The following is a 14305-nucleotide window of genomic DNA, read 5'->3' as shown; positions in this document are numbered from 1 at the left end:
GAAGTCAAAAAAGGGCTCTCCTCCTCTCCCACGTCCAACTCTCTATCGGCCTGGACACAGAAGACCCTATTCGCACCTTGTAAACGTAATATTAAAAGCTGCGGACATCAGAAGCTTTATCCAGGACCTAACGCCGCTATTTCAAAGGGTTTTAGCGCAATAACGGCCCCTATGACCGCAAGTTAGACCGCAAGTTAGAGAAAACACAAGTAATTCGGTCGAATAACGCCTTGTGTGTCCGGTTCGTTAAAGACAATCGAAAATCGATAGGAATAAACAAAGAGGCTGTTCCGAAAGTCATCTTGCGATGACTTTCGGAACAGCCTCTATTGCGATAAATTCGGGGACTCCGCGGCTCTTACACCGCCACTCGCTCGCCCTTCTGCAACTGGTACATCTTATAATAGCGTCCGCCGAGCGCCATAAGCGTATCGTGGTTGCCGCGCTCGACGATCTCGCCGCGATGGAGCACGAGAATTTGATCGGCCTCGCGGATCGTGGACAGCCGGTGCGCGATGACGAACGTCGTGCGACCTTCGCTGACGACCTTTAGCGCGCGTTGGATAAGTCCTTCGGTCTCGCTGTCGATGCTCGCGGTAGCTTCGTCGAGAATGAGGATCGCAGGGTCGAAGGCGAGCGCGCGGGCGAACGAGATGAGCTGGCGTTGGCCGGCGGACAGCGTGCTCCCCCGTTCGACGACCGGCTCGTCGTAACCGCCGGGCAGCTGCTCGACGAACGTCGACGCGCCGACGTCGCGGAGCGCTTGCTTCACCTGCTCCGGCGAGATGCGCTCATTGTACAAGCTCACGTTAAACTTAATGTCGCCCGCGAACAGGAACGGATCCTGCAGCACGATTCCCATATGCTTGCGAAGCTCTTGCTTGGACGTGTTCGCGACGTTGCGCCCGTCGATCGTAATCGCGCCCTCACCCGGCTCGTAGAAACCGAGCAGCAGGTTCATGATCGAGCTTTTGCCCGAACCCGTGTGGCCGACCAACGCCACCGTTTCGCCTTTGCGCGCCTCGAACGAGATGCCCTTCAAGACGTTCTCCCCGTCTTTGTAGCCGAACGACACGTTGTCGAACTTAACCGCGCCTTCCGGCCTCTTAGCTGAGCTCGCGTCCTCTACCTCGACGCCTTCCATGTCCATGATCCCGAACACTTTGTCCGCCGCCACGAATGCCCGCTGCGCGTTCGTCAGCTGATCGAAGATGCCTATGATCGGATTGAAGATTCGTCCCAAGTAATCGATGAAAATATAAAAGACTCCGAAGCGGATCGCGCCATCCAACGCGTTGCCGCCGAAATACCAGACGACCATCGCCGTCACCAATGCGCCGATCGTTCCGACGGCGTTGCGGGAGGACAGCGAGAATACGCGGAACTGCTTCACCTGGTTAACGTAGCGGTCCTCGTTCAGCACCTCGAATTCCTCGAGCGTCTTCTTCTCCCGACGGAACGCTTGTACAATCGGCATAACGGCGATCGATTCGTTGATCGTCGCGTTCATGTCGCTCAGTCGCGCGCGCATAATGGTGATATATCCTTTAGAATATTTCAGATGCACGTACATAATGAGTACGAAGATCGGCGGTAAAATCAAGCAAAACAGCGCGAGTCGATAATCGAGAATGAACAGCGCGGTGTAAATACCCGCCAGCTGCAAAATACTAACGATGAACGTCGCCATGAAGCTCATGAACAGATCGCGAATCGCTTCCGTGTCGTTGGCGATGCGCGAGACGATCTGCCCGATCGGCGTGTTATCGAAGTAGCGAATCGGGATGCGCTGAACGTGCCGCATCAGGTCCATCCTCATGTTCTTAATGATCTGCAGCGAGGTCGACTGCAGCAAGTAAGATTGCGAGAAGTTCGCCGCCCCCGCGAGAACTAGCAAGCCCAAGTAACCGCCGAGCAGCGCAAGCACGGGCGTCATATCTCCCTCGTCTAGCGAAAGGTGTCCGTCGATAATCGTCTTAATAATATAGGGACCGCCCAGCTCGGCCACGACGGCGCAGCAAAGGATGAGGATCGCGGCAATAATGCGATACTTATACACTAGCGCGTACGCTAACAGCCTTCTATTCGATGATGGCTTAGTGTTCATAGCGCCTCCTCCAAGCTGGCTTCCATCTGTTGACGATCCCATTGTTCCTTATACCATCCACCGCGCAGGATCAATTGCTCGTGCGTGCCTTCCTCGATGACCCGCCCTTGATCGAGCACAAGAATCCAGTTGGCATGGCTGACCGCGGAAAGCCGGTGCGTCGTTATGAACGTCGTTTTGCCAGAACGCTCTTTGCGGATGTTATGGATAATGCGGCTCTCCGTTCGCGCGTCGACCGCCGAGAGCGAGTCGTCTAGCAATAACATTTCCGAATCTATTAAGAGAGCGCGTGCGATCGCTAGCCGTTGCTTCTGACCGCCGGACAGCATGACGCCGTTCTCCCCGACGATCGTGCCAAGCCCTTCCGACATCTGTTCGATGTCCTGCGTGAAGGAGGCCATCTCGACCGCGCGCGCGATTTCTTCGTCCGTCGCGTCCGGCTTGCCGAGCGCTATGTTGTCCCGAATCGACTTGGACAGCAACAAGTGCTCCTGCGGCACGTAGGCTACCCAGCTTTTCACGCGCTCAAGCGCGATATTCTCTATCGGCACCCCAGAGACGAGCAACTTCCCCTGCTCTAGCGGGTACTGCCTCAATAGCTGCTTCAGCAGCGTGCTCTTGCCGCCGCCCGTCTTGCCTACGATCCCGAGCGTCTCTCCCCGCTCCAGCTTGAAGGAGACATCCGATAAGCTAGCCTGTGCCGCCGACGGATACGTGAAGCTAAGCCGCCTCATCTCGATGATCTCCGGCACCTCGACCGGAACCGGATCGCTCGCGTCCGTGACGTCCGCCTGTTGCTGCAAAGCCTCGTCCAGACGCTCAGCGGAGGCGCTCCCGCGTTGGAGCACGTTAATGAACTCTCCGAAGGAGATCATCGGCCAGATCAGCATGCCCAGGTAAATATTGAAGGAGATCAGCTTGCCGATCGTAATCTGATGTTCGTACACCAAGTACGCGCCGTAGCCGATACCGATCGAGAAGCTTAAGCCCACGATAATCGAGATGAGCGGCTGGAACAAAGCGTTCAATAGCGATACGCGGCGGTTTTTGTCCCGCACTTGCGACGTGATGCGATCGAAAGCCGCCAAGTCGTTCTCTTCCTGCACGTACGCGCGGACGACGCGAATGCCCGAAATCGATTCCAGCGCATGGTCGTTCATTCGCCCGAAAGCCGCTTGCGCTTCCATGAATCTGCCTCTGACTTTATTGCCCAGCTTGCTGATGACGACCGCCAGGAAAGGCAACGGTACTAACGCGGCGAGCATCAGCTTGAAGCTGATGAACGATACCATCATTACGATGACGACGGAAGCCCCGACGAGCGTGTTCACAAGCGTCATTACCCCGTATCCGGACGTATTGCCGATCGCCAAAATATCGTTAGTCGCAAGCGCCATCAACTGACCGGTGCTGTTGCGTTGGAAGAACGACGGCGACATTTTCGTTAAATGCGCGAGCAGCTTGCCCCGCAGTACCTTTTCCAGAAGCACGGAATTTCCGAACAGCGTCGTAATCCAGAAATACACTAATACATATAGAAGTATGGCGAGACCGCCCAACCAGCCGACCGTGGCATACAGATCCGAAGCGACGAGCGATCCGCTCCTAATATGGTCGATCGTATTTCCGATCAGCTTAGGCGGAATCGTCGCGAGCAAGCTGACGGTCGTCATTAACGCGATTGCGACGGCGTAAGTACGCCACCTTAGCTTGAAAAACCAATCTAATCTCCTAACGAAGCTCATGTCCTCACGTACCTCCAACGCCATAGGTTAAGGGCAAGAAAGCCTCGGGCAACGCCCGCGGCTCTCTAGTCTTCCGGCAAATTATCTTTGCAAAACGCGGCGAACTCCGCCTTTTCGTCGTCCTCGACGTCGATGTCGAGAAATTTGTGCGTCGTGCGCTCGTATAGATCGCACGTTATAATGCCGGAACGCTCCTCGTCCGCCTTGTACACGACTTTCGCGTAGACGCCATGCTCCGAGTGGAGCTCGTCGTCCTCGGGCACGTCCAAATCCAAAATGAACTCGTATCTCTTGCCCGACAAGATCCCGAACGGATCCTTAATCAATTCGACGCTGTATTCCGTAATCGCAAGCATTTTCCTCATCCTTCCACTCCAGCTCTGTTCCTATTATACACGAACAAGCCTAAACGACTCACGCCGTTTATTGGAACAAATAAACTTTCAAAAGTCGACAAAAAGCGTAAACCATTTTGCCGCGTCCTTCGTCTAATTTAATGTCCAGAAGAACAGAAAGCGATTATCGGTCTCGGCGGCCAGGGGTGGGGATCCCTCCGGCGAGATCATCCCCGTCCGCCTCTCGTATCTGTTGGAAAGATGAACAGTGGAGGACTCCATTTATGAGGGGAACACGAAAGCAAGTCTCACGATTCCGTACAAAACGGTACCGTCTGTTCGCCGTCGCCGTGCTCGCGGCAGCGATCTGCGGCTTTACGGCGCTTCAACTATGGGGCGGAAGCCTGCTAGGAAATAGCGGCCTTTCGGAGGCCGCCGCTGCGGCGCTGGAGACGCCGGCGCCAACGGCATCGGCATCCGCTGAGCCTACGATGCCGCCGGAGGTAACGCCGGAACCTAGCGCGCCCGCGCCATCGCCAAGTCCCGAGGCAACTTCGTCGCCCGAGGCTCCGACAGTTGCGCCCGAGAAGCCGGTCGTCACGCCGGAGAAGCCCGCAGCCACGCCAGTAACACCAACGCCTTCGCCGGACAAAGCAACGTCTAGCGGCAAAGATAAGCGCAAGCTCGTCGCGCTGACGTTCGACGACGGTCCGGACGGCAAATACACGCCCCAGGTGCTCGATATTTTGAAGAAGCGCGGGGTTAAGGCGACATTTTTCCTAGTCGGCCCTCAAGTGAACAAATATCCTAAGGTCGCGAAGCGCATCTTGGATGAAGGACATAGCATCGGCAATCATACCTGGTCTCATAAAGACGTATCGAAGCTTACCGCCAAGCAAGTCGCCGATCAGATCGACAAGACGCAGCAAGCGATCGTCGACGCAACCGGATTTACGCCCGAGCTCATGCGCGCTCCATATGGCAGCATCTCCGACACTTTACTGGACGCGCTGCACGAACGCGACATGCTGCACGTCTATTGGACGGTAGATACCCGAGATTGGGCCGGTACGCCCGTCGCGTTCATGCGCAAAAACGTGCTCGCCAACACCCGTCCCGGAGCCATTATCCTCATGCATTCGTTCGGCGGACGCAAAAACGCATTGGAAAATACGACGAAGCTGCTTCCGCTAATCATCGACGATCTAACGAAAAAAGGCTTCGAATTCGTTACCGTGGACGAGATGATCGAAGCCGGCCAAGTGCATAAATCCGTCGTTAAATAACTGTTAATTGAAAAGCAAGCCCCTCCGCCTTATGCAGCGGAGGGGCTTGCGCGCGTTAGACGAAGCCGCGCTTAATCCATGCGGTCCCGTTCGGGATGCCGCTCGATCAAGCTCGCGACCTCCTGCTCCCGGACCGCATGAGGGCTGTATCTCGCCTGTTCGTATAGACGGAGCAACGATTGGCGCATTCCCGCGAACCAGCTCCAATAGGCGGCTTTTTTCGCCGGTTGCGCGTCCGCTTGCCCTTCTCGCCATTGCTCCAGTCCTTCTAAAGCTTCCGAAGCCGTATGGTGCGCTTGGTGGGCGTACCCTGCCGTTACGCCGGCCTCCATAGCGTCCGCATACAGTCGCCGAACCTTCTGCGCGTTGTTCAATCGCTTCCAATCGGGACCGCGCGGAGCTCGCTGGAACAGCTCTCCCCAACGCGACTTGCGCTTCGCCTTCTTCAGACTTCGTTTTTCTTCCACGTAAGGGAGCTTCTCGTCCCTCCGGTCGCGCATGAACAATTTGCGCAGCGCATCTTTCCACGCTTGCCAAGTCCATTTTCTATCCCGCCACAACCATAGTGCGAACCATGCCAATACGAGGATTGAGAGTCCGCCCGCGATCCACGCGATTTTATTCCAAATGGGATTCGGATGATACGGTTCGTGCGGGAGTATCTCGATCGGTTCGGTCTCCTGAGGCTCGGGCAGCTCTGGCGCTCCTCCCGGCGGTAGGCTCATCTTCACGTGAGGGAGCTTGAGCCATTGCAGCGCGTAGCTTAACGTCACTCCGAATAGAACTAGCGCTACCGCAAGGAATAGGAGCGCATACTTGCGGCTATCTTTGCGAACTGCCCGGGTGGCGATCGAACTATACAATCCGGCCTCGTTCACGAAGTAGCGGTTTAACGAAACGAAGTAAGCGATAATCCAACCGATCGCAATAACGATTAGATAAATCCGATATTGCGATGCCTTGTCCACGTTCGAGGCGACAAGAACGCCAATGGTGGCTACCAAGAAAGCGAGCGCGTAATGCGGAGGACCCGTGTTCCCGTATTGACCACGCCATGTGACGGCTGCCAGCCATACGCCGATCCACGCATAGTGCGGGTCGATGCCCGTCGTCCCCGCAACTAAGCCGAGCATGACGACCAAAATCGCAATCAGTCGCCAAGGCGGCCGCATATGAGCGAACAAATAACCTACGAACATGCAGCATACAGCCGCTGCCAGCGACTTAAGCTTCATATCCGGTTCATAGAGCAACATGAGGATGAGCCATGCCGGAAGCCAGAGCATCAGCTCGAACAGAAGCCTTCCCGCCAGCCTTGCCGCCGCTATCGGCCAAGCAGGTGTGCCTTTCATGTTAGGCAGCCTCCTTATACAGCAGCATCACTTCGACCGCGTTGCCGCATTGACGCAGCCGCTGAACGAGTTCTTCCTGCGCCGCGTCGATGAACCCGGTAATATACAAGAAGTTCAGCCCCCGCGTACGCTCGGCAATGAGTTGTTCCAGCAAATAGGACATCCCGAGCCTCGTCACCGGCTCGATTCGCGCCAATGCTTCCATGAGGGTATCGAGATGCGCCGCACCTGCTTTGGCCGGTAGCCGATACACCGTCTCCCCATGGCCGACGACCGTCCCGTTGTAGATTAATCCAGCCTTGCCGCCTCCCGCGATAATATAATGCGCAGCCGAAGCGGCATAGCTAAGCGCACGCTCGAATTGCTCCTTCGTCACCCGCCGGTTATTCGCCTGATCGAGCAGCTCCGCGTTGACGAGCAGGTGCAGGTCGTTGTCGCACATGCTTTCTCTCTTATGGACGAGCAGTTCTCCGGTCTTTGCCGTCGCGTTCCAGTTGATCAGACGGAACGAATCCCCGTCACGATACGGGCGTACGCCGGCCACGTGATAGTGATCCTCCCGGATCGGCGAGAGCATGCTGCGGATGCTATAGACGTATTTGCGGGCGGAGAGCGGCAAATCCTTGAAGTCCATTACTTTGGGAAAAACGACGATCTCGCTGACGGATGGCGCCCGCGCTTCCGACTTGACCGACAAGCCGACCAGATCGCCCAAGGAAATCGAATAGCTCGATACGCTGTAGCAGCCTCTTTCCGGACATAACACCTCATGCTTGCGCACGATTTCCGTATACGACGGAATGCTGAACAGGCTGGCGTGGTTTTGCAGCTGGTCTCCCCGGTTGATGGACAGGTCGGTTTCTTTGTTGATGAAAACAAGCTGAGCAGGCATAAGCGTCTCGACCCGCAGCCAAGGCAACGGAAGGCGCTTGCGGTTGGCGATCGTCTCGCTCAGCCATACCGTCTGGCCCGCGAAGAGCTTCTCGGCGCTAAACGAGCGGTCATAAGTAACGGACCGCATGCCGAAGCGACGGTAGACGACTCTCTGCAATTGATAAAGAAGCAACAGAACGATGACGATCCATAAGATGACCGTCATCGGATTATTTCGACCCTATGGCCGACTCCGTCGGCACGGCGATGTCCGCGAGCAGGTGCTCCAACAGCTGGTGCGTCCGCGCAGCTTCCCCTCGGAACGTATCGCGAAGGACGATCCGGTGCGCGAACACGGGACCGACCAACGCCTTGACGTCGTCGGGAATGACGTAGTCCCTGCCTCGAATGACCGCTCTGGCCTGTGCCGCCTTGATGAGCTGCAAGCTGCCCCGCGGGCTTACGCCGTACGCGATGTCCGGATGCTTCCTCGTAGCCGTCACGATCGCCAGTATGTATTGCACGAGCTCGTCGCTTACGTAGACGGTAGACACGTGACGTTGCAGCTGCGCGATTTCCGATTTGCCGATGACCGGTTGCAATTGCGCCAGCGGATCGCTCGTCGTAAACCGTCTGAGGATCGCTTGCTCCTCGGTTACGGAAGGATAACCCATCGACACGTTCAACATGAAGCGGTCGAGCTGAGCTTCCGGCAGCGGGAACGTACCGTGGTTGTCGATCGGGTTTTGCGTCGCGATTACGAGGAACGGCGCTTCGAGCGCGTGCGTCCGGCCGTCGATCGTGACTTGCCGCTCCTCCATGCACTCCAGCAAGCTGGACTGGGTGCGCGGCGTAGCCCGGTTCAGTTCGTCGGCTAGCAGCACGTTCGTAAAAGCCGGACCGCGCCGCAGCTCGAAGCTGCCCGTCTGCTGATTATAGAAGTTAATGCCCGTCACGTCCGATGGCAATAGGTCCGCCGTGAATTGAATCCGTCGAACCTCGCAATCGAGCGTTTTGGCTAATGTTTTGGCTAGCAATGTTTTGCCCGTACCCGGGACGTCCTCGAGAATAATGTGACCGGATGCAAGAAGCGCGATCAACAGTTGCTCCAATACGTGTTCCTTGCCTACGACGACTTTATTTACGTTAGCGATAACCGCTGAAAGTTCATGTTGCGCATTCTTTTCCATAATACAAAAAAGCCCTCCCCCCATTTTCTACATTTTAACAATGGTGGGGGAGAGCGTAAATTGTATAGAGGTCCTATCTTTTTCGGGAATGCTCACATCGGATGCCGGGAGGTATGCGGCGTGATGTATGCCGGTAATAGCTAGGCTAGCACTTTTTCGCGTTCCGGCGCCAGGGCGGGCGTTGCGGGCTCCTCCGCAAGCCCGTAGGGCAGGCAAAGCGGCGCGCCCGTGCGAGGGTCGGGTATAACGTCGGCGTCGATGCCGAATACGTCCCGCAGCATCTGGCTCGTCATGACTTTTTGCGGGTTGCCCTCGTATAACACGGTACCCTGCTTCAACGCGATCAAATGCTGCGCGTATCTCGCGGCGTGATTCAAGTCGTGCACGACCATAATGATCGTGCGATGCTGCTCGCGGTTCAGCTTCTCCAGTAAGGACATGACTTCGATCTGATGCGCCATATCGAGGAACGTAGTCGGCTCATCCAATAGCAGGACGTCCGTGCCCTGCGCGAGCGACATCGCGATCCATGCCCGCTGACGCTGACCGCCGGACAGCTGGTCGACCGAGCGATCGCTGAATTCGGCCATGTTGGTCGCATGCAGCGCCCAATCGATCATGCGGTTATCTTCCGCGGACAAGTTGCCGAAGCCCTTCTGATGCGGATAGCGGCCGAAGGACACGAGCTCGCGTACCGTCAGCCCCTCCGGGGACGTCGGATTTTGCGGCAAAATCGCCAGCTGCTTCGCGACTTCCTTCGTCGGCTGGCGATGAATCAGCTTGCCGTCCAAGAACACCCCGCCGTTCACCGGGTTCAAAATACGAGCCATCGACTTCAATATCGTCGATTTGCCGGAGCCGTTCGCCCCGACGAGCGCCGTAATTTGGCCGTCCGGCACTTCGACGTTCAGCAGTTTCACGATCTGTCTGTTGCCGTATCCCAGGGATAGATCCGTTGTGCGCAACCGAGACATATCCTCATCCTTCTTTCGTAAGCGGTATAGTATGTATTCATACAGTAGCATAGTGTCATACTCGTACATTCGTCTTATCTTATAAGTACATCCGTACCTTATCGTCTTGTGTAATGATAATGGTTCTCATTATCAATGTCAATGCTTAAAATGTGGGTTGCTCGTGCCAACTTGGCCTCAGTAACTATATGATGCACCCTAACCTCACGAGGAAACTTTACAGTAGCGGTGATGTTCCTTATTTCCAAAGTTACATCGCTCTCACTCGTGGGCTCCCACGCTCCAACCTCGATTTCCACGGTTACATCGCTCTCGCTCGCGGGCTCCCACGCTCCAACCTCGATTTCCACGGTTACATCGCTCTCGCTCGCGGGCTCCCACGCTCCAACCTCGATTTCCACGGTTACAGCACTCGCGCTCACGGGCTCCCACGCTCCAACCTGGATTTCCACGGTTACATCGCTCTCGCTCGTGGGCTCCAGCGCTCCAACCTCGATTTCCACGGTTACATCGCTCTCGCTCGCGGGCTCCCACGCTCCAACCTCACGAGGCAACGTTACAGCTGCGGCGGTGTCACTTCCGGCGCTCTAACCTCGCCTGGCAACGTTACAGCAGCGGCAGAGTCACTTTACGCTCGAACCTCACGAGGCAACGTTACAGCTGCGGCGGTGTCACTTTACGCGCTCGAACCTCACGAGGCAACGTTACAGCTGCGGCGGTGTCACTTTACGCGCTCTAACCTCGCCTGGCAACGTTACAGCTGCGGCAGAGTCACTTTCGGCGCTCTAATCTCGTGTGGCAACGTTACAGCTGCGGCGGAGTCACTTTACGCGCTCTAACCTCGTGTGGCAACGTTACAACGGCGGCGGAGTTACTTTCCACGCTCTAGCCTCGCATGGCACCGCTACAACAGCGCCGGACGCGCGCCCCCACACACAAAAAGCCCCGGCACAAGGCCGGAGCTCGCAAGTCCTATTTCGCTATCAGTCCCCGCCGAACAAGTCGCCGAAGACGTCCATTACGCTTTTCTTTTTCTTCTTGTGCGGGTATTGCGCGTGCTTGTCATCATAGTGCGGTTGGCGCTGTTGTGGCGGATACGGTTGTTGTTGCGGAGGATATGGTTGCTGCGGCGATTGATATTGCTGTTGTTGAGGCGGATACGGCTGTTGCTGTTGCGGGTAACGCCGCTTGTGCCGATCATCGTCGTCATCATCGTCGTCATCGCCGTAGTACCATTGATTATAATCCTGGCGAACTTCCTGTACGCCTTGCATCAGCTTGTCCAACTCTCCCCGATCGAGCCATACTCCTTTGCAGGACGGGCATATATCGATGAGAATACCGTTCTTCTCGACTTCTCTCATGCGAGTACCTTCGCAAACCGGACAATTCATAACGAACGTTGCCTCCCTTATCCAAATAGGTTTCCCTATCTAGTACGGGGGAGGCGTCACGCGGTTTCACCAAGCCGCGCTCTTACGCGTCATTGCTTCTTGTTCGCCGCGATGAGTTCCGCAAGTTCGTTCAGTTCGGTCCAACGCTCCAATAGCTGATCCAGCTTCGCTTCGAGCTGCTCTTGCTCGGAAGACAGCTGTTGCAGCCTAACGGAGTCGCTGCTTGCTTCCTCCATCCGCTGAGCCACGCCCTTCAGCGCCTCTTCCGTCTCGGCGATCCAACCGTCGATCTGCTCGTAATCCCGTTGCTCCTTGAACGACATTTTGAGCGCGCGCTCCTTACCGTCCGTACGTGGAACGTTTGCCGCGGGCTTAGCAGCCGAGGCCGCAGCCGCTGCCGCAACTTCAGCCTTCTCTCTAGCCGCCTCGCGCTCGCGGTACTCGGAATAGTTGCCTTCGTGCTGCGTAATGACGCCATCGCCCTCGAACGCCAAAATCCGATCCACCGTGCGATCCAGGAAGTAGCGATCATGCGATACTGTTAAGACGACACCCGGAAAATCGTCCAAATAATCTTCGAGCACCGAAAGCGTCGATATATCGAGATCGTTCGTCGGCTCGTCCAACAGCAGAACGTTGGGAGCGCCCATAAGCACCCGAAGCAGCTGTAGCCGGCGTTTCTCGCCGCCCGACAGCTTGGAGATGACCGCCCAATGCGTATTCGGCGGGAAAAGAAAACGCTCCAGCATCTGGCCCGCCGAAATCGTCGAGCCGTCCGCGATCTTGACCTGATCGGCGCTTTCGCGAATATACTCCATGACCCGCAGCGATTCGTTCATCTCTTCGTGCTCTTGGCTGAACCAGCCCAGATTGACGGTCGGCCCAAGCTCGACGCGACCGGCGTCCGGAACAAGCTTGCCCGCGATCAGCTTCAATAACGTCGACTTGCCGCTGCCGTTAGGCCCGACGATGCCGACGCGGTCTTCGGGCACCGCGATATAGTTAAAGTCCCGGATCAACGCGCGACCGCCGAGACTTTTCATCAAATGCTCCGCTTCGAGTATCTTCTTGCCCAGCCGAGTGGACGACACGGACACGTCCAGCTTGCCCGCCGCTTGCTTAGGCGTCTGCGCCTTCAGCGCCTCGAACCGGTCGATGCGAGCCTTCTGCTTCGTCGAGCGCGCCTGCGCGCCGCGGCGAATCCATGCCAGCTCATTGCGCAGCAGGTTTTGCCGCTTCGCTTCCGAAGCCGACTCGCGTTCTTCCCGCTCCAGCTTCAGCTCCAGAAACCGGCTATAGTTCGCCTCATAGAAGTATGCGCGCCCTTGATCCAGTTCAATGACCCGATTGCTGACGCGGTCGAGAAAATACCGATCATGCGTAATCATGAGCAGCGCGCCTTTGCGTTTTTGCAGCATGCCTTCGAGCCACGCGACCGAATCGTTATCGATATGGTTCGTAGGCTCGTCCAAAATGAGGATGTCCGAAGGCTGCAGCAACGCCGCGGCCATCGCGACGCGCTTGCGCTGACCGCCGGAGAACGTCGACACGAGCTCGTCGTATTGATGAATGCCAAGCTTCGATAACGCGGCCTTCGCTTCGCTCTCCATCTGCCAAGCGTCCAGCTCGTCCATCCGCTGATTCGCCGAGATTAGTCGTTGTTGCAACGCCGCATCGCCCGCGTTCGATTCGAGCGCCGCCGTTACGTCGGCGAGTTCTCTAACCGCCCGCAGCTGCGGAGAGTCTCCGCCCAGCACATGCTCCAGCGCCGTCTCGTTAAGCGCGAACGCCGGGTCTTGCGCCAGCATGCGCAGCTTCACCGATCTCCCCATGGATACGGTGCCGGAATCCGCGGGCTCGATCCCCGCGATGACTTTCAGCAACGTGGATTTACCCGTGCCGTTAACGCCGATAATGCCGATTTTGTCGCCCGACTCCACGCCGAACGTCACGTTTTCGAACAATATTTTTTCGCTGAAACTTTTTGAAACCCGTTCAACGGACAATAAATGCATGTTCAGCCCTCACTCCAGGAAGTCCTTCAACCGCTTGCTTCTGCTCGGATGTCTGAGCTTCCGTAGCGCCTTCGCCTCGATCTGCCTAATCCGCTCGCGCGTTACGCCGAAAGCCTGGCCGACTTCCTCTAACGTGCGGGAACGGCCGTCGTCCAGCCCGAACCGCAGCCGAAGCACGCTTTCTTCGCGCTCCGTGAGCGTCTCGAGCACGTCTTCCAGCTGCTCGCGCATCAGCTCGAACGCGGCCGCGTCGGCCGGCTCCAGCGCATCGCGATCCTCGATGAACTCTCCGAGCTTCGAATCGTTCTCTTCTCCGATCGGCGTCTCGAGCGACACCGGTTCCTGCGAAATTTTCATGATCTCCCGGATTTTATCGAGCGGAAGATCCATCTCCTTGGCGACTTCTTCCGGAGTCGGCTCGCGGCCGAGTTCCTGCAGCAGCTGCCGGGAGATGCGGATGAATTTGTTGATCGTCTCTACCATATGAACGGGAATACGGATCGTCCGTCCATGGTCCGCAATACTCCGCGTAATCGCTTGGCGAATCCACCACGTCGCGTACGTACTGAATTTAAAGCCTTTGCGATGATCGAATTTTTCCACGGCTTTAATAAGGCCCATGTTTCCTTCCTGAATCAAATCCAGGAATAGCATGCCCCGTCCGACGTACCTTCTGGCGATGCTGACGACAAGACGCAGGTTCGCTTCCGCGAGTCTGCGCTTCGCTTCTTCGTCGCCTTGCTCGATCCGGATAGCGAGCTCGACTTCATCTTCCCCGGACAGCAGTTGGACGCGACCGATTTCTTTTAAATACATTCTAACGGGGTCGTCGATCTTAACTCCTGGGAGCCATCTTAGGTCTTCATCGTTCAGTTCGTGCTCGTCGTTGCGCTCGTACGTCATCCTGCAACCCCTCCTAGATCTTGATCCCCGAGGCGGCTTGCCGCGTTCCGCCCATTGACGCATCGAAGAAATTATGATATATTGAAGAAAGATATGTTTACTCTCGCGCGCGACTTTTCGTCGCTATCCGC

The 14305-nt window shown here is 56.6% G+C and carries 11 protein-coding genes and 1 pseudogene; 1 reads left to right on the top strand and 11 read right to left on the bottom strand.

The features are described from left to right. Positions 1–358: 358 nt before the first annotated feature. The 3 genes from ACFPQ4_RS06215 to ACFPQ4_RS06205 all read right to left on the bottom strand — a co-directional run bounded on the left by ACFPQ4_RS06215 (position 359) and on the right by ACFPQ4_RS06205 (position 4208). A complete protein-coding gene (locus ACFPQ4_RS06215) occupies positions 359–2107 on the bottom strand; it encodes an ABC transporter ATP-binding protein (RefSeq protein ID WP_378110916.1) in 1749 nt (582 codons plus the stop codon). Continuing rightward, a complete protein-coding gene (locus ACFPQ4_RS06210) occupies positions 2104–3852 on the bottom strand; it encodes an ABC transporter ATP-binding protein (RefSeq protein ID WP_378110915.1) in 1749 nt (582 codons plus the stop codon). Before ACFPQ4_RS06210 ends, ACFPQ4_RS06215 begins: the two co-directional genes overlap by 4 nt. Positions 3853–3917: 65 nt before the next feature. Beyond that, entirely contained in the window at positions 3918–4208 is a 291-nt protein-coding gene (locus ACFPQ4_RS06205; protein ID WP_378110963.1) for a DUF6509 family protein, read from the bottom strand. A gap of 263 nt (positions 4209–4471) precedes the next feature. Between ACFPQ4_RS06205 and ACFPQ4_RS06200 the strand changes: the two genes are divergently transcribed. Further along, positions 4472–5473: a polysaccharide deacetylase family protein gene (locus tag ACFPQ4_RS06200; RefSeq protein ID WP_378110914.1), complete on the top strand. Its 1002-nt coding sequence runs from the start codon at positions 4472–4474 to the stop codon at positions 5471–5473. 71 nt (positions 5474–5544) lie between these two features. Here the strand turns inward: ACFPQ4_RS06200 and ACFPQ4_RS06195 are convergent, their stop codons facing one another. From ACFPQ4_RS06195 to rpoD, 8 genes and pseudogenes are all read right to left on the bottom strand, one after another. Then, entirely contained in the window at positions 5545–6825 is a 1281-nt protein-coding gene (locus ACFPQ4_RS06195; protein WP_378110913.1) for a hypothetical protein, read from the bottom strand. Between the two features lies 1 nt (position 6826). Further along, complete coding sequence (locus ACFPQ4_RS06190) at positions 6827–7924, bottom strand: DUF58 domain-containing protein (protein WP_378110912.1); 1098 nt, start codon at positions 7922–7924, stop codon at positions 6827–6829. A gap of 4 nt (positions 7925–7928) precedes the next feature. Continuing rightward, positions 7929–8888, bottom strand: coding sequence for an AAA family ATPase (locus ACFPQ4_RS06185; RefSeq protein WP_378110911.1), 960 nt, complete (start codon positions 8886–8888; stop codon positions 7929–7931). Between the two features lie 140 nt (positions 8889–9028). Beyond that, positions 9029–9862, bottom strand: coding sequence for an ABC transporter ATP-binding protein (locus tag ACFPQ4_RS06180; RefSeq protein ID WP_378110910.1), 834 nt, complete (start codon positions 9860–9862; stop codon positions 9029–9031). A gap of 98 nt (positions 9863–9960) precedes the next feature. Then, a complete protein-coding gene (locus ACFPQ4_RS06175; protein WP_378110909.1) occupies positions 9961–10365 on the bottom strand; it encodes a hypothetical protein in 405 nt (134 codons plus the stop codon). 480 nt (positions 10366–10845) lie between these two features. Beyond that, a complete protein-coding gene (locus tag ACFPQ4_RS06170) occupies positions 10846–11256 on the bottom strand; it encodes a TFIIB-type zinc ribbon-containing protein (protein ID WP_378110908.1) in 411 nt (136 codons plus the stop codon). A gap of 89 nt (positions 11257–11345) precedes the next feature. After that, a complete protein-coding gene (locus ACFPQ4_RS06165; protein WP_378110907.1) occupies positions 11346–13271 on the bottom strand; it encodes an ABC-F family ATP-binding cassette domain-containing protein in 1926 nt (641 codons plus the stop codon). A gap of 9 nt (positions 13272–13280) precedes the next feature. Next, positions 13281–14165: pseudogene (gene rpoD, locus ACFPQ4_RS06160) on the bottom strand (RNA polymerase sigma factor RpoD); the annotation flags it as partial. Positions 14166–14305 lie beyond the last annotated feature (140 nt).

The organism is Cohnella yongneupensis, from assembly GCF_042655785.1.
In the GTDB taxonomy this organism is placed as follows: Bacteria; Bacillota; Bacilli; order Paenibacillales; family Paenibacillaceae; genus Cohnella; species Cohnella yongneupensis.
The sequence above is the reverse complement of the archived record's forward strand: the minus strand, read 5'-3'. Positions and strand labels throughout refer to the sequence as shown.

What these genes read in the sequence shown, in the direction of transcription:
- ACFPQ4_RS06190 (WP_378110912.1), bottom strand. Translation starts at nt 7,924, where the DNA reads ATGACGGTCATCTTATGGATCGTCATCGTTCTGTTGCTTCTTTATCAA.
- ACFPQ4_RS06200 (WP_378110914.1), top strand. Translation starts at nt 4,472, where the DNA reads ATGAGGGGAACACGAAAGCAAGTCTCACGATTCCGTACAAAACGGTAC.
- ACFPQ4_RS06185 (WP_378110911.1), bottom strand. Translation starts at nt 8,888, where the DNA reads ATGGAAAAGAATGCGCAACATGAACTTTCAGCGGTTATCGCTAACGTA.
- ACFPQ4_RS06210 (WP_378110915.1), bottom strand. Translation starts at nt 3,852, where the DNA reads ATGAGCTTCGTTAGGAGATTAGATTGGTTTTTCAAGCTAAGGTGGCGT.
- ACFPQ4_RS06165 (WP_378110907.1), bottom strand. Translation starts at nt 13,271, where the DNA reads ATGCATTTATTGTCCGTTGAACGGGTTTCAAAAAGTTTCAGCGAAAAA.
- ACFPQ4_RS06170 (WP_378110908.1), bottom strand. Translation starts at nt 11,256, where the DNA reads ATGAATTGTCCGGTTTGCGAAGGTACTCGCATGAGAGAAGTCGAGAAG.
- ACFPQ4_RS06215 (WP_378110916.1), bottom strand. Translation starts at nt 2,107, where the DNA reads ATGAACACTAAGCCATCATCGAATAGAAGGCTGTTAGCGTACGCGCTA.
- ACFPQ4_RS06205 (WP_378110963.1), bottom strand. Translation starts at nt 4,208, where the DNA reads ATGCTTGCGATTACGGAATACAGCGTCGAATTGATTAAGGATCCGTTC.
- ACFPQ4_RS06195 (WP_378110913.1), bottom strand. Translation starts at nt 6,825, where the DNA reads ATGAAAGGCACACCTGCTTGGCCGATAGCGGCGGCAAGGCTGGCGGGA.
- ACFPQ4_RS06180 (WP_378110910.1), bottom strand. Translation starts at nt 9,862, where the DNA reads ATGTCTCGGTTGCGCACAACGGATCTATCCCTGGGATACGGCAACAGA.